Source organism: Parabacteroides sp. AM58-2XD (assembly GCF_003463685.1).
Lineage (GTDB): Bacteria > Bacteroidota > Bacteroidia > Bacteroidales > Tannerellaceae > Parabacteroides > Parabacteroides segnis.
This window is the reverse complement of the sequence record NZ_QSDP01000012.1, coordinates 1-15,473: the sequence shown is the minus strand read 5'-3', so window position 1 is coordinate 15,473 and position 15,473 is coordinate 1. Positions and strand designations below refer to the sequence as shown.

Annotated in this window: 11 protein-coding genes; 2 read left to right on the top strand and 9 right to left on the bottom strand. The window is 45.7% G+C overall.

Annotated features, from left to right (window positions below; translation table 11 throughout):
- Positions 1-5: 5 nt before the first annotated feature.
- From DXA15_RS04560 to DXA15_RS04540, 6 genes are all read right to left on the bottom strand, one after another.
- On the bottom strand, positions 6-1,790 hold the full coding sequence (locus DXA15_RS04560; RefSeq protein ID WP_233566815.1) for an FtsX-like permease family protein: 1,785 nt from the start codon (positions 1,788-1,790) through the stop codon (positions 6-8).
- 62 nt (positions 1,791-1,852) lie between these two features.
- Entirely contained in the window at positions 1,853-2,404 is a 552-nt protein-coding gene (locus DXA15_RS25955) for an ABC transporter permease (RefSeq protein ID WP_233566814.1), read from the bottom strand.
- Between the two features lie 24 nt (positions 2,405-2,428).
- Positions 2,429-3,358 carry an ABC transporter permease gene (locus DXA15_RS25950; RefSeq protein WP_128133269.1) on the bottom strand — a complete coding sequence of 310 codons (930 nt, stop codon included), beginning with the start codon at positions 3,356-3,358 and terminating at the stop codon, positions 2,429-2,431.
- A complete protein-coding gene (locus DXA15_RS25945) occupies positions 3,307-4,833 on the bottom strand; it encodes an ABC transporter permease (protein ID WP_128133268.1) in 1,527 nt (508 codons plus the stop codon). The genes DXA15_RS25950 and DXA15_RS25945 overlap by 52 nt, the downstream gene beginning before the upstream one ends.
- A 22-nt stretch (positions 4,834-4,855) precedes the next feature.
- Positions 4,856-6,106, bottom strand: a complete 1,251-nt coding sequence (locus DXA15_RS04545; RefSeq protein ID WP_128133267.1) for an efflux RND transporter periplasmic adaptor subunit — start codon at positions 6,104-6,106, stop codon at positions 4,856-4,858.
- A gap of 4 nt (positions 6,107-6,110) precedes the next feature.
- Positions 6,111-7,481 carry a TolC family protein gene (locus tag DXA15_RS04540; protein ID WP_128133266.1) on the bottom strand — a complete coding sequence of 457 codons (1,371 nt, stop codon included), beginning with the start codon at positions 7,479-7,481 and terminating at the stop codon, positions 6,111-6,113.
- A gap of 283 nt (positions 7,482-7,764) precedes the next feature.
- On the opposite strand from DXA15_RS04540, the gene DXA15_RS04535 reads away from it, so the two are divergent.
- Both DXA15_RS04535 and DXA15_RS04530 read left to right on the top strand, forming a co-directional pair.
- Complete coding sequence (locus DXA15_RS04535) at positions 7,765-9,129, top strand: sigma-54 dependent transcriptional regulator (RefSeq protein WP_128133265.1); 1,365 nt, start codon at positions 7,765-7,767, stop codon at positions 9,127-9,129.
- Positions 9,126-10,127, top strand: a complete 1,002-nt coding sequence (locus DXA15_RS04530; RefSeq protein WP_128133264.1) for a PAS domain-containing sensor histidine kinase — start codon at positions 9,126-9,128, stop codon at positions 10,125-10,127. The genes DXA15_RS04535 and DXA15_RS04530 overlap by 4 nt, the downstream gene beginning before the upstream one ends.
- Positions 10,128-10,134: 7 nt before the next feature.
- On the opposite strand, the gene DXA15_RS25940 is transcribed toward DXA15_RS04530, so the two are convergent.
- From DXA15_RS25940 to DXA15_RS04520, 3 genes are all read right to left on the bottom strand, one after another.
- Positions 10,135-11,733 carry an ATP-binding protein gene (locus tag DXA15_RS25940; RefSeq protein WP_233566813.1) on the bottom strand — a complete coding sequence of 533 codons (1,599 nt, stop codon included), beginning with the start codon at positions 11,731-11,733 and terminating at the stop codon, positions 10,135-10,137.
- Between the two features lie 92 nt (positions 11,734-11,825).
- Positions 11,826-12,737: a hypothetical protein gene (locus DXA15_RS25935; RefSeq protein ID WP_233566812.1), complete on the bottom strand. Its 912-nt coding sequence runs from the start codon at positions 12,735-12,737 to the stop codon at positions 11,826-11,828.
- Positions 12,738-12,909: 172 nt separating this feature from the next.
- Positions 12,910-15,300, bottom strand: a complete 2,391-nt coding sequence (locus DXA15_RS04520; protein ID WP_128133263.1) for a TonB-dependent receptor — start codon at positions 15,298-15,300, stop codon at positions 12,910-12,912.
- Positions 15,301-15,473: the final 173 nt, after the last annotated feature.

Below are 15,473 nucleotides of genomic sequence, written 5' to 3'. Positions count from 1 at the left end.
GAATATTATTCTGCTTTCATTGCTTTAGCCGGATCTGTTTCTGCCGCTTTCCGTATTTGCCAGATCAAGGTTGCCAGCGATATTCCGGCAGTTATGAGCAGGGCGACGGCGAATATCCACCAGGAGACGGGTGCCTTATGGGCGAAGTCCTCCAGATACCGGTTGATTGCCAGCCAGGAGATTGGTGCGGCTATCAGGAAGGCTATTCCCAAAAGCATGTAGTATTTTTGTAAAAGCATCCGCATGACGACGATAGTGGTTGCCCCGTTTACTTTACGGATGGCTATTTCACGGTAACGCTGCTGTACGTCGAAGAGGGATAAGCTGAACAATCCGAGTGAAGAAATCAGGATGGCTATCAGGGTAAAGACGGAATATATCAATGTGATATGAAGGTCTTTCTGGTACAGCTTTTGATGCTGGTCTTCAATGAAAGTATATTCAAAGCTACCGCCTATCAGTTCGTCATGCAGCTTTTTCAGGAATTGTATGGCTTCCTGTTTTCGTCCGGATACAACGGAAACAAGTAAAGGTGCTTCATACCAGGAACCGCTGGGAAGCAATATCATGGGATTCGCCTTTTCGGCCAGGTGGTTTGCATTGAAATCCTTAATCGTCCCGATAATATGATAAGGAGGATTCTTACTCATATCACCATCCGAGGAAAACCATAATCGGTTTTCCGGTTGCATTTCAGCAGACCGGATCTCTGTGATGCCGAGCAGTTTTTTCCCAGACTCACTGATGTATAGTTCATAATCGAGTTTTGCCTCTTTTTGAAGGTTAATTGCTTCCCCTTCTGTTACTTCTATTTCGAATAGCTGCATCCATGCCGGGGAGACGAACATGACAGTAAAATCTTTGAACTCATTGTTTGGTAACTTGAATTTGAATCCTCTGCTCCTTCTGCCTATCGGACTGTCTCCGTATGTCCAATGCTCAATCAAAGGTGAAGCGTCCAGACGCTGTTTGATCACATCGACGATACGGTCTTCTTTTTTACGTTTCTCTTCCCATGCTTCGCGGCTCATTCTGTCGTTAGTTGACTCTGACTTTAGGAATTGAGTTTGTATCACATCTTTGATTCGAATTCCGGGGTCTGTGTCTAGCATAAATCTTAACTGTTTGATGAAAAAGAGAGAACAGATGACCAATGTAAATGTAATGATATACTGTATCAGGAGGAATAGTTTACGTGAAACGATGGAACCTCCGTTTGAGTTGACAGAACGCAACGAGGTGATCGGTGCCGCATAGTTATACCGGATGAAAGGGATCAGCGAGGTGAATAGCGGGAGGATAAATAAAATAAGACTTGTCAACAACAAGTCAAATCTCGTGTTGGAAACAGGTATGATTCCCAGTTGATTGTGAACCAGAGGATTGGTGATTTCAATGATGACCCATCCGAGCAGGATGGCTGTGGCTGCCATCAAGAGGTTCTCGATATATAACTGAGCGAACATCATTTTTGCTCCGGCACCGAATACCTTCTTCATTCCGAATTCACGTCCTCTTCTCAAAACGACAACAGAGTAAATATTGACGAAATTGAAGATGCCGACAAGAAGTATCATAAAAGCGACTAGCGACAGGATCCAGATATAGGTGAAATTGCCGGTACGGAAGAAGAAGTTGTCGATCGTCTTGTTAAAATACACATCGGAGAATGGATGGAGCTGATAGCGAACACTGTAGTTCCATAAATCCATTCGCATAAATTGGTTGTATTGCTTGTTGATCTGTTTGTAATCTGCATGTGGATGGAGCCGTACCAGATTATTACTCATACGTCTCCAGCTATGGGCCAGTTGTTCGGAAATGACAATGTCGAACGCTAAGCTGCTGGCTGTTACCGGTGTCCTATTACTCCGGCAATGGTTACAGTCTTTTCCATCGAGAGACGGAGTTGCTTTCCCAAGGCCGTCTCTTTGCCAAATATTTTCCGGGCATATTGTTCGGTGATCACGGCATCTTCGGGGTTCTTCAATGTGTTTGTCCCTACGATTAGCGGATACCTCGTGATCTTGAAAAAATTACTGTCGGCTATTAATGTTTGGCTGGTATATTCTTTATCATTATACCAGCAACTGATCTCGTCTTCTTTCCGTATGGAAGTGGCACATTCCACCCCCGGGTGTTCCAATATACTACTGAATGATTTTTCATTATTAGGATTGGAAACCCCGGCGTAACGTGTCTGGCCTGGATGTTTGTCGTCTTCGTATATCGTTGTATAGATTCGTTCCAAATCAGGATAGAAGCGGTCTGTCTGCAACTCACTGTATACATATCGGCTAATGATGATTACACATGCAAGGCTAAGTGCCAGACCTAATACATTAACAAATGTATAGGTCCGGAAACGCATTAAGGGGCGTATGGCCAAAAGAATTATTTTCATTTACCAGTTTATTATATATTAATACTATTCTGCTTTCATCGCTTTAGCCGGATCTGTTTCTGCCGCTTTCCGTATTTGCCAGATCAAGGTTGCCAGCGATATTCCGGCAGTTATGAGCAGGGCGACGGCGAATATCCACCAGGATATAGGGGCTTTGTTGGCGAAGTTTTCCAGGTATTTGAAAATAGCCAGTAATGAAACCGGAAGAGAAATGACGAAAGCTAATCCCAATAGTTTGAAATATTTGCGTAGCATCATTTGCATGACTATACGGGTGGTTGCTCCGTTCACTTTGCGTATGGCAATCTCACGGTATCGTTGCTGAACATCAAATAGAGACAGACTGAATAACCCCAATGAAGAGATCAGAATGGCTATGACTGTAAATAAGGAATAGATGTAAGCCGCCTTTTTATCATCTTTGTAAAGAGCGCTGACTTCGTCTTCAACAAATGAATACTCGAATTCGCCGCCAACGGTATCGTTGTGGAGTTTCTTCAGAAAGGCGATCGCTTCCTGTTTCTTTCCAGGGACAATCGAGGCCATTAGCTTTTGGCTGTTGTAACTTCCGGAGTTGGAAATGACTAGCGGGGCGTTGGGCTTTGACAAGTGTGTGAACTTGAAATCCTTTACTACACCGATAACCTGATAGGGAGGATTGGTACTCATATCATTCCGGCTGGTTATCCATAAACGGCTCTCCGGCTGTAATGATGCAGTTTCTATATTGGTTATGCCAAACAGTTTTTGTGCCGTCTCGTTAATGATGAACTGGTAACCATATGTATTATCAATGGAGTCATTCCAGAACCGTCCTTCTTTTAACTGCAAACCATACATCTGTATATTTTCTGCGGACATGTACGCTGAGCAAACCTCTTTATATTCCCCTTCCGTAGTTTTCAGACGGATACCACTTTCCTGTATCGTGTGAGGCTGTCTCCATATACCCATTGAAGGAAAAGGGGACTGGCATTCATTTTCTGCTTTATCTCGCCATCCAGCCGGTTAATGTTGTTGAAATATTTTTGCCGGTCTTCATTGGGCATACTCCATACGTTGCTGGGGTGCTTGATGAACTGGGCTTTTATAATATCTTTGGTTTTATATCCCAAGTCTGCATTCAGCATAAAATGAAGCTGTTTCATAAAGAACAGGGAAACAATTATCAGGCAACAGGTGATAATATACTGAAAAACGATGAAAACAGCACGTGAGACCACTGAATTACCGCTGGTATTTACAGAGCGAAGCGAGGTTATGGGCGGTGTGTAATTATATTTGATAAAAGGATACACGGAGGTTATGGCCGGTAATAATAACAGGATACCTATTGAAAGCAAAAGATCGAATGTCAGATTATTTACCTGCGAGATACCCAGGGTCGATTCGATAGCTCCTCCGCTTATCTCGATTAATATCCAGGCAATAAAGAGGGCACAGCCTATCATTACAATGTTTTCACCGACGAGTTGAACCAGCATTTGGAAGGCTCTTGCTCCAAATACTTTTTTCATTCCCAATTCGCGTGCCCGTTTCAGCATCAGGACGGTGTAGATATTGATAAAATTGAAGATGCCGATAAGTAAAATTAAAAAAGCGACACCGGCGAGCACCAGGACATTGTTATAGTTTCCTCGCAGGTAAGTATCATCAAACATATTGACGGTCTTGTCGAAGTACGATTTGCCGAGGGGAAGCAGTTGGTTGGGTGTTTCCTTATTTCCTTCTTCCCGGCTACTGATAAATTCTTTATTCAGTTTATCGATATCAGTACCGGGAGCCAGTAATACGAGAGCGTGGAAAGCACGTCCCCACCTTTCTTGCAGTTGCAAGGAAACGAGCAGGTCAAACTGAATAGAACTTTTATCGACAGGTTCGTCGAGAACCGTGGTGATCGTAATAGTTTTACCGTTGGAATGCTGTATGCTTTTTCCTACTATATCTTTGTCTGTGCCGAACAGTTTACGGGCAAAGTTCCGCGTAATAACAGCTCCTTGCGGGTCTTGCAACGGGATTTGTTTATTGTCGGATACTACCGGATAATCCAGAATCTGCAAAAAGGCAGTATCGGCAACCAGGATACGTGCATTGTATTTTTTATCATCGACTGTTATATAGTCTTCTGTAAAAGAAGAGAACGGGGCCACTTTCTCGACAGATGGATTATTTACCAACCGGGCGTCTCCTATGCCTGTTCCGGGATTGAAATTGTAATAAAAACGAGGCATTATTTCTTGTTCGAAATGTTGTGTGACCAGACATATACGATCCAGGTTTTTATTGAAATGGTCTACTGTCAATTCCCTGTACACGTGCCGTGATATGATCATGACACATGTCAGGCTCATTGCCAGTCCTAATATGTTGATGACTGTATAGAGCCGGAAACGTGAAAGAGACCGGATAGCAAGTAGTAATATTTTCATGGTAGTTCTTCTTCTGTCTTTTTTATTTCAAAATCAATTCTTCCGCGTCGCCAAAAGTACTGTATCCGGTGACAATAACCTTATCGCCTGCTTGCAATCCGCCGGTAATCTCATATTGCTGCGGGTTCTGTCGGCCGATGCTGATGTTTACTTTGTGTGCTTTTGTCCCGGCCTCGTTCAACTTATAGATCCATTGGCCGCCGGTCGTCTGGAAGAAGTCGCCGCGTGGGATGACCAGCGCCTCTTCGGGTTGTCCCAGTTCGACCTGTACGCGGAAGCTCTTTCCGATGCGGACATTCTCGGGTGATTCTTCGGTAAAGACAAGATCCACGTCGAAGTTACGATCTTTTACTTCCGGTACGACCTTGGTGATGCGTAGCGGATATTTCTTTCCCTGCCAGGTGATGGTGGCGGGAAGGCCGGTTGTGATACGGTCGATATAGTATTCGCTGAGTGACGTATGTATTTTGAACTGATCCAGAACCTTGATCTCGGCGATGGCTTCGGTGCTTTGTACCTGCTGGCCCGGAGTTACCTTGACAAAACTGAGTTGTCCAGCCAATGGGGCGCGGACGATCAGGTTCTCCATGCGTTCCTGGGCACGGTCGTATTTCTTCCGTTCACGTTCCAGGTCATTCTTCATTAACTCACGACGGAGGATGGTGGCAGCGCTGTCGTGGCGCAGACCTTCCAGTTGCAGGGCGGTGCTTTGGGTTTTATATTCGAATTCGTCCCGCTGTACTTCCAGTTGCGCCTTGCTCTTTACACCCATGCGGAACTCCTCTTCGTCGAGGGCGAAGCTCTTTTTCAGGCGGTTGAGTTCATAGGTTGTCTGCAATGTTTGTTTTTGCAGGTCCAGGCTTTTCTGTTCCATTTCGATCTCTTTTTCCTGGAAGGAGATCAACTGCTTTTCCCATTCGTCGCGCTGGTCGTCGATGGTACGTATCAGGTCCGGATTGGTCAGGGTAAGGATGGTGTCGCCCTTCTCCATCATTGTACCTTCTTCAGCTACGATGCGTTCGACGCTACCGGCTTCGCGGGCGTTTATCTTAATGGTGAGGATGGGTTGAACCACGCCTTCCACATCCACATATTCCATGAATTTATCGGCCTGTGCTTCGCCAATGATGAGGTTGTCCGCTTCGGTGCGCAGTTTGCGTCCGCCTGATGCAACGATCGATACATACACCAGGAGGATGACAAAAGCGACACATCCGGCGATATGCCAGCGGTAACGGTAATATACGGGTTTCTTTTCAATAGGTTTGTCCATTATCTTATTTCATTAATTGTTCATAATCGAATGTCAGTTCACGGTTCCGTTCGAAGTCGTAGCCGGTCATGCTGCGCAGGCCGTAGTACAGGCTCCAATAATTATATAAGGCTGTAATATATTCTCTTCGTGCCCGGTCCTTTTCGCTGATGGAAGCATTGAGGTCGAGGATAGTCGATTTACCCAGCAGGTACAGTTTTTGGGCAACATCGTTCCTGCGTTGGGCGGTCTGGTCGGTTTTCTGTGCGATCATCACTTTATCAGCCTGTAGGTTGAACTGTTTGACCATTTTGATGACATTCAGTTCGAAGTCGTTGCGTGACTGCTCCACCTCGGTATATACTTTGTCGCGGTTGCTGAGGGCAACTTTTACCTTTCCTTTACCGACACCCCAGTCCAGGATCGGGATGCGTATGCCAAGGCTGACTAATTGTTGATCCAAAGGGTCCCGGTAAGCCTCTTTCAGTTTTTCGTTTGTCTGCGTCAAGCCGAATTGCATATAGAGGTCGGCTTTGAAGCCGCGGGATGCTTTTGCCTGTGCTACGGCACTTTCGCTCTCCAACCGGCGGCGCTGGAGGTATTCCGGTTCCGGATTATTCTCGTAAGCCAGTTCGAGCGCTTGCTTTACTTCCACATTGAAACGGGGGATTTCTTCGTTTAAACTGGCAACCAGTTCCGACGCATTGGTGATACCCAGGTAGCTGCGCAATGATTGGATGCAGTCATCTACTTCGATACGCGCGTTCATCATATTAGTCTGTTCGGTCAGGAGGTTCAGTTCCAGTTGTAGCATTTCATTTTCGGTGATCGTCCCGATATTGTACCGTCCCTGAGCATATTGATAGAGGGTGTCGGCATTTGCGTAATTATATTGTGCGATTTCCCAGTTGGTCTGTGCGGTGGCCAATTGGAAAAACTGTCGGGTTGCCTGTGCGGCGACCAGTTCGAGTGTTTCTGTCAGGTTCTTTTTTGATTCGGTATAACGGATAGGTTCGATTTTCCGATCCCATTTGAACTGGTTATATCCGAACAGGTTTTGTTCGTAGCCGAGCACGATGGGAGTGGTGTTATACGAACTTGTCTTTTCCGAAAACAGATCGAGTCTTTGCAAGGCCGTTTTCACGAAAAGGCTTCCTCCGGTGAATGGTATATTCTGATTGATCGTGAGTCCGGCATCCACCATTAACTGGTTGCGGTGTACGAAACTTTCGCCTCCATCGGGCAAGGTCACCGAACTGATTGACCGGTTCAGTGAAGGGCTGGAGGTGAAGGTCAGACTGGGTAGCATGTTGGCACGATAGGAACGCCAATTCCAGTAAGCCGCCCTGAAAGTGTGTCGGGCGGCGATGGCCTGTGGAGATTGTTCCTGGGCCATGCGTACGGTCTCAGATAAAGTGAGGCGTAGCGTATCCTGCGAGTAAGCCGGGAAAGCAGCAGCGCAGCAGGATTATTGATAATATGTGACTTCTCGTATGTTTCATATATTATTAAAAACAAATAGTATGCCATGTTTTTAATATCTTGAATATTAGATAGTAAGTAGTGTGCTCGTTTTTGTGGTCAGTGCGTCAGCGCACAAAAAACGTTCGTATTCGCACATCCTGTTTGTTGTTTTAATGCTTATCTTTACCCCCACATATTTAATATACGCATACGATATGAAACAAGGGAAAATACTGATCATCGACGATAATGAAGATGTGCTTTTTGCACTGAATCTGCTGTTGGAGCCTTATGTGGAGCAAATCCGTGTGACCACACAGCCGGAGCGTATCGAGCATTTTATGGAAAGCTATGTGCCGGATGTGATCCTGCTGGATATGAATTTCCGAAGGGATGCCATTAGCGGGCAGGAAGGTTTTTTCTGGTTGGAGAAGATCAAGAAGGCGGATCCGGATGCCGTCGTCCTTTTTATAACAGCTTATGCCGATACGGAAAAAGCCGTGCGTGCCATCAAAGCCGGAGCGACGGATTTTATCCCTAAACCCTGGGAGAAAGAGAAGTTGCTGGCCACCTTATCCGCCGCCTTGAAACTTCGTGAAAGCCGTACGGAAGTGCGGTCGCTAAAACGCCAGGTAGCGGCTTTGGAGAGTTCGGATGAGGAAGGTTTCGAGATTATCGGTGAGAGTAATGCCATGCAGGAAATCTTTGTGACAATCGAGAAGTTACGTCATACGGATGCCAATATCCTGATCCTGGGGGAGAACGGAACAGGTAAGGATCTTGTTGCCCGTGCCCTGTATCATCATTCGCCGCGTAACGGACAGGTCTTTGTGGGTATCGACCTGGGAAGTATTCCCGAATCGCTTTTTGAAAGTGAACTGTTCGGTTATGAAAAGGGAGCTTTTACGGATGCCCGCCGTGATAAGCCGGGGCGTATGGAGGTGGCAACCGGCGGGACTTTGTTTCTGGATGAGATAGGGAACCTGAGCATGCCGATGCAGGCCAAACTGCTTACTGCGATCGAGAAGCAGCAGATCACCCGGCTGGGGGCTACCCGTCCGGTTTCGATAGATGTCCGCCTGATCTCTGCTACCAATATGAATATTCGTGCAATGGTGGAGGAGGGGACTTTCCGCCAGGACTTGCTTTACCGTATCAATACCATCGAACTGCATATTCCTCCTCTTCGGGAACGTGGTAATGATATCCAGTTGCTGGCAGACTATTTTCTGACACGCTATGCCCGTAAATATAAAAAAGAGATAAAAGGTTTATCCCGCGAAGCCCGGAGCAAACTGCAAAACTATAACTGGCCGGGGAATGTCAGGGAGTTGCAACATGCCATTGAGCGGGCTGTGATCCTTTCTGACGGACTGATGCTGAAACCTGAGAATTTTATGCTCCAGCCTTCCGTTACCAAAAAGAAGGCGGAACTGGAAGAACTCAACCTCAGCATTCTGGAGAAAGAAGCGATCGAGCGTGCTCTGCGGCGTGCCGACGGGAATGTGACCCGTGCCGCCGAGTTGCTGGGTATCACCCGTTTTGCCCTTTACCGGAAATTGGATAAATTGGGCCTATGAAACGGTATACCATCCTGATAAAGATCGTCCTGATCGTCCTGTTGTCGCTGACAATCGCGTTCCTGATACTGAAAAGCCTCTATTTTACTTCGGTAATGATGGGCGCTATCCTGATCGTATTGGCTTTCTCATTGTATCTGGACCAACGGAAAACGATTCGCCGGATGGAACATCTGATTGCGAATATTCATTACGGAGACCTGAATCTGTCTTTTCCGGTTCCTACTTCCGGAGGGGCGGAAGCCGAGTTAACCCGTTCGATGAATGAGGCCCTGAATGCTTTCCGTTCCCGGCTTTATAATTCGGTGGTGGCGGAGGCTGAGACAGAAGCCTGGCAGAAGTTGATCCGCGTATTGACGCATGAGATTATGAACTCGATCGCTCCTATTATTTCCCTGTCGGAAACGGTGACGGAGCGTGCCGCTCTGAATGGTATGAATGAGCGCGATTATGCGATTATGCTGCAAGCGATACAAACGATTCACCGTCGGAGTAAGGGATTGCTCGACTTTGTGGAGAATTACCGCAAACTGACGCGTATACCGACTCCGACCATGCAAATATTCCCGATATCTGTTTTATTCAGCGATTTGCAGAAACTGGTCCCGGCTGACGGTATACACGTTGTCTATTCTATCCGCCCGGCAGAATTACGGTTGTATGCAGACCGGAGCATGATCGAGCAGGTTCTGATCAATTTACTGAAAAATGCCGTTGAGGCGTGCTGCGACAGTGAATCCCCTGAGATTCGTGTAGAGGCTTTCCGGCAGGATGGGATGCCTGTGATAACGGTTTCGGATAATGGCAGCGGGATTGTTCCCGAGGCTTTGGATAAAGTCTTTGTTCCTTTCTTTACCACGAAACAAGGAGGATCGGGTATCGGATTAAGCGTTTGCCGTCAGATATTGAATCGTCATGGGGGAAATATAACCGTTACTTCGGAAATGGAGAAAGGGACGGTGTTCACCCTGCAATTTCCGGGTACACGTTCCATATAACAATAGTCTACAGAAGTTCTGTTATCTTTTTTTTCAGATCGTTGGGTTTGATCGGTTTGGCTACGTAATCGCTGAATCCGCTTTGTTTCACCCGTTGTTCGTCTTCGGCAAAGGCAAAAGCTGTCACGGCGATGATAGGGATAACGGTATTGTCTTTGCGTATCTCTTTCGTTGCCTGGTATCCGTCCATAAGCGGCATTTTTAGATCCATGAGGATCATGTCCGGATGATATTTTCTGTACAAGTCTACTGCTTCCTGACCGTTCCAGGCATGTATCAGGTTATATTCCTTGAGGATTGCTTTTATATACGTGTAGTTGCTTTCGTTGTCTTCGGCAATCAGTAAGGTTGACTTTTTATTGTTATTCTCAATAAGGGTATTATTCTGTATTTCTATTTGTATAGGTTCAACCGTAGCAACGTGCGATTCTTCGATCACTGTATCAGGCAGGGTGAACCAGAAAGTCGAACCTTGCCCCAGTTCAGATTCCACGCCGATCTCTCCTCCCAGCTTCTGTACGATCATCTGGCTGATAGACAGTCCGAGCCCGGTTCCCTGAGCGAAACTGTCTAACTTGACAAAGCGCTGGAAAACGCTGTCTTTGATCTTTTTATCGATACCGCATCCTGTATCGGAGACAAAGAATAGTAATTTGCCGTCCTTATGTTTATAGCCGAAACGTATTCCGCCTTCTTTGGTGAACTTGATGGCATTGTTAATAAAGTTGGTTATTACCTGCGACAGGCGGTTCTTGTCTGTCCGGATGATGCAATGGGACATCTTTTCGACAAATGAAACCTGTACGCCTTCTGCCGCTTTCAGGCGGGAGGTCTGCTCTATATCACATAATAACTGATTGATATCGACATCTGAATAAACAAATTCGAGCGTATTGGCTTCGATCTTGGACAGGTCCAGAATATCATTGATCAATTGCAACAGGAGTTCATTATTGTTATTGATAATATTGATGTATTCTTCGCGTTCCTCCAATTCTTCGGTCATGGCAAGCAGGCCGGAGAAACCGACAATCGCATTAAGGGGCGTACGTATCTCATGGCTCATATTTGCAAGGAAGGCCGATTTCAGGTGATCCGATTCTTCCGCTTTTTCCTTAGCCAGTCTCAATTCGTTCTCAGCTAGTTTCTGCTTGGTGACATTTTCTTTCTTGAATACTACACCCAAAAGATTTTCCTTTGCATCGAGTATGGGGTTGGCAAATACATGCGTATATTCACCTGGGGCACATTGCTTGACGAGCTCGAAAGGCTTCCGGCTTTCCATGGCGGAAATCAGTGCACATTCATCGCAAAATGGTTTTTGCCCGTCTTTAACCAGGCAACAGTTTCTAGGACCATATTGTGGCGCGCATGGCATCTTTATCTGATTCTCCCATTTGACCGAATAATCCGGTTTGATGAAACGGATAGAAGACTGTATGTTATTCATGATAATAACATTGTCTTTCTGCAAATCCATCAGTTCGTCTTTCAACCGGTTGGTTCTGAACAGGAAGAACAGGATCATTATCAGGAAAAGTAACAATACGCATGCAACGATCAGCAGGATCTCAAATCTGTATTTGATAAACAGATTCCCCTCCATATTGATCAGCGTGGAATCGGCAGGCAGACGGTCTCTTTCTATATTGAACTCTCTTAGTTTTTTGGCATCGAAAGTATATCCGTTGGGAATACTTACTGCTTCATCTCTTTTTGGAGTACTTTCTTTGTTTGGATATCGATAGCCTGTTTGGCAAGATCTTTACCGATGGAACGGTATTTAGGCATGTAACCGCCTATTGCCCAATGGCTAAGCCCGATAGAAGTTAGTGTAATAGCCGGAAGATTCGGGTTACCTGCCATCATGGTGTAGGTTGCGTTACCTACATAATACCCGTCGTTTACATCTACACGCCAGGTTCCCAGTAGGATTACGGTTTCCTTTGGAAGTTTCTTTATTTGTTCGACAATGGTGTAGATATTATTTTTCCGGCCGTCCAGCAGTATGAGATTCTGGTCCGGGAACTTCTTCATTTCCTTTTTTACCAGTGCTTGCAAGGAGATACCTCCGTAGCTGTTATCCGTTATTAAAGCAAAATGCTTTGTTGTGGGATAAAGATTCAAAGCCAGTTCTATATTCTTTTTTATATCATAATTATAGATAAAACCAGATAGATAGAATCCGTTGTCTATGTAACTTTGGATATCGATACTCTCCGGGTCCCAGTCTGCCATTACGGTATTGGAGTCCGGCAGAATAACTGCATTTCGGCTAACCATTCCACACAGGATTGGAATATCTTTTAGGATCGGTTCATCCTGCGACAGGTAAGAAGACCATCCTTCCTGGCCTAGAATGACTATGGCCTGCGGAGTGTTCTCGTTGTTATATTTTTTTAGCAAGGTTGCCATTTTTCCTTTCCATAAAGGAGCCTCCGGCAAACTTTTACAGTTCATGTTTTCTATGATGACCGGAGCTGTACCTCCCAGACGTTTGTACTCCTCCATGAATTCGGAGATATTTTGTGTGGTATTACGGGTATCCGGGTTATAGGAACTGATAATAAGGATCGGATGGGTATCTTCGGCATGAACAGGAACGACCATAATGAGACATACAAGTATAAGTAGTATTTGTATGTGGCATATAATATTTCTTAGAATCACTTTCAACATTGATATCTTCTCTATTACTGTCCGTTTCCCGGCTACAAAAATAGGAATTATTTGTGATCTATGTAGAACTATGGTCAATAAAAACAGAAGAAAATCAAGGGTATTATATTTCTATCATGATTCCTATACTGGGCAACATCGTTCCCGTCATGCGTTCTACCGGTTTCAATTCATATCGTTGTTCTCCTTTAGGGGCATCGGGGTTCAGTATTTTACCTGTTTTTATATAGACGTCCTGTTCTTTGTACTTTGAATTAAGTACGTTCTGAAGATCGATATAGAACCCGAGCATTACTTTTTTCAGATAAAATGTTTTATCTATGCGCAGGTCCAGCTGGGTGAATGGTTTCAGGCGTTCGCTGTTGAAGCGGCTGTAGTCGTAGTAAAGGCTGCCGCTGGCATCCCAGGCTTCCACATAACTACTTTTCTCCACATCGTAAGGCGTGTATGGCGCGCCGCCTACTACCCGGAGTTTGGCGCCTATGTCCCAGTTTTTGGGGAGTGAATAGGTGCCGCTGAAGGTGAACAGATGTTTGTTATCCCAAGCGGAAGGAAGGTAGATGCCTGTATTTCTTCCGTCTTTATATTCACTGCGGACATAGGTGTAGGAAGCGATGAAAGTGAGTCCTTTGTAATTATACCAGCGTCCCATCAGTTCCATACCGTAGGCACGTCCGGTAGCGGTGGAAGTGACGGCTTCGTTTCCCAGAACACCGTAGTCGGTTCCTTTCGAGGCCAAAGGAATGCTGTCGATGACCGACATCGGATAGCGGTTATAATGTTTGTAGAACCCTTCGGCTGTGAATTTAAGGAAAGAGGAGGGACGATATTCCAGTCCCAGTCCGGCCTGGTCGCTGCGGATATATTGAAGGGCGTTTCCCTTGTTGACATAATTCCCGTCGTTGTCCTTAAACCCCATAACGGTGTACGGAGGTAACTCATAGTAACGTCCGGCGTTGGCATTCAGGTAGATATCGCTGGCTATCCGGTAAGACAATGAAAGGCGTGGCGACAATTGGTCAAGCATATTCTTCATTTTAGAAGAATAATTGTTGGCGTCGGCACGAAGTCCCAGCGAGGCGGTAAAACGCTCATTGTCGCTTTCGTAGATGGCGGTGGCATACAATCCCCATTTCCAGATTCCCAGGTCGGTCTGATAGGTGATCTCACGGGGAATAGTGGTAAATTGCTTCTGGAATGTATGGTTTGTATACTCCGAATAATCGATGTTGCCACCTGCCTGGAGTTGTATGTAAGGGAGGCGGAAGATATTTTCGCTACGGAGTTTGTTCTCTATTTCGTCCGAGCGGTAATTGAGCGTAAGATTTTCCGGCATGCTTTCGTCGTTATCCCGGTATTTGATGTTTTTGTTGTTCATCTGGCTACGGCTGACGATAACTGAATAGATGTTTTTCCCGGTATAATGCTTGTAGACGGCTCCCAGGGTATAGGTCTTTTGTTTTACAACCGGCAGGTAAGCCAGGATATATTGGTTCTTTTCGCTCATATCTTTCATTCCGGTATTCAGTTTCATATCATCTATGGCTCCTAATCCGAGAAAAGTGAGTTCGTTTTTCTTGTTGAAAGCATGTTTGATCTTGAATTGGGCATCGGTGAAAGTCGGCAGGAACGGCAGTCCGATCATATCGAATAGAAATTGCAGATATGAACGCCTGACAGAGACCTGGTAGGTTGTTTTGTCGCCTATCGGCCCATTGACCGACAGTCCGACATCGGAGGCTCCGACCACCCCGCGCAGGGAGAACTTTTCTTTATTCCCGTCCTGTAGTTTGAAATCCAGCACGGAGCTTAATGCATTCCCTCTGGCAGCGGGAAATGCTGCCGAATAGAAGTTTACTTCGCGTATGAAATCAGGATTAATGATTCCGACCGGTCCGCCCGAAGCGCCTTGTGTTGAAAAGTGATTGATATTCGGAATTTCTACTCCATCTAGGAAGAAACGGTTCTCGGAAGGACCGCCGCCTCTTACCATCAGGTCGTTCCGGAATGCAGCCGTGGAAGCGACTCCGGGAAAAGATTGTACGACACGCGATATATCACGGTTACCTCCGGCACTCTTTTCTATCTCTTTGAAGCCTATAACGCGCAGTCCGAGCGGACTTTCGGCTGTTTTACGAAACGGAGAAGCTACAACACTGACTTCTTGCAGGTTTTCGCTACCCGGCTCCAACTCGATCGGAAAAAATATGTCTTTATTGGCAACGCGGAACTCGGCGGTTACTTCCGGCTTATATCCCAGGAAGGAGGCCTGAAGACGATAACTGCCGGGGGCGACTCCGGTGATCTCAAAATTACCGACGGAATCGGTTGCTGTTCCTTGTGTTGTGTTCCAGATCACCACTGTTGCATAAGGCACCGGTTCACCACTTGCAGCTTCCTTTACGATTCCTTTTATGGAATAGCTTTTCTGGGCCTGCATGAACTGGATGCAAATAATAAATAATACCAGGAAGAGATATGCTCTTTTATACATCGCTATCAGTTTTTTGCAAAGATACTATAATATTAGGGAAGGATTGGTTCTAATAGGATATGAACCAGGGCGACCGCACCAAAATTCCTCTAAAAAGTTTATCATTGCAAAATGAATACCTCTAATTATTTTTCAGAAGTGACAGATCCTCGTGTAACAGGTCGCTGTCTACA

Bases quoted from the DNA above. Each gene is read 5' to 3' on its own strand.
- DXA15_RS04540 (WP_128133266.1), bottom strand. From the start codon at position 7,481: ATGGCCCAGGAACAATCTCCACAGGCCATCGCCGCCCGACACACTTTC.
- DXA15_RS25950 (WP_128133269.1), bottom strand. From the start codon at position 3,358: ATGGGTATATGGAGACAGCCTCACACGATACAGGAAAGTGGTATCCGT.
- DXA15_RS25945 (WP_128133268.1), bottom strand. From the start codon at position 4,833: ATGAAAATATTACTACTTGCTATCCGGTCTCTTTCACGTTTCCGGCTC.
- DXA15_RS04520 (WP_128133263.1), bottom strand. From the start codon at position 15,300: ATGTATAAAAGAGCATATCTCTTCCTGGTATTATTTATTATTTGCATC.
- DXA15_RS25955 (WP_233566814.1), bottom strand. From the start codon at position 2,404: ATGAAAATAATTCTTTTGGCCATACGCCCCTTAATGCGTTTCCGGACC.
- DXA15_RS25935 (WP_233566812.1), bottom strand. From the start codon at position 12,737: ATGGTCGTTCCTGTTCATGCCGAAGATACCCATCCGATCCTTATTATC.
- DXA15_RS25940 (WP_233566813.1), bottom strand. From the start codon at position 11,733: ATGGAGGGGAATCTGTTTATCAAATACAGATTTGAGATCCTGCTGATC.
- DXA15_RS04545 (WP_128133267.1), bottom strand. From the start codon at position 6,106: ATGGACAAACCTATTGAAAAGAAACCCGTATATTACCGTTACCGCTGG.
- DXA15_RS04530 (WP_128133264.1), top strand. From the start codon at position 9,126: ATGAAACGGTATACCATCCTGATAAAGATCGTCCTGATCGTCCTGTTG.
- DXA15_RS04535 (WP_128133265.1), top strand. From the start codon at position 7,765: ATGAAACAAGGGAAAATACTGATCATCGACGATAATGAAGATGTGCTT.
- DXA15_RS04560 (WP_233566815.1), bottom strand. From the start codon at position 1,790: ATGAGTAATAATCTGGTACGGCTCCATCCACATGCAGATTACAAACAG.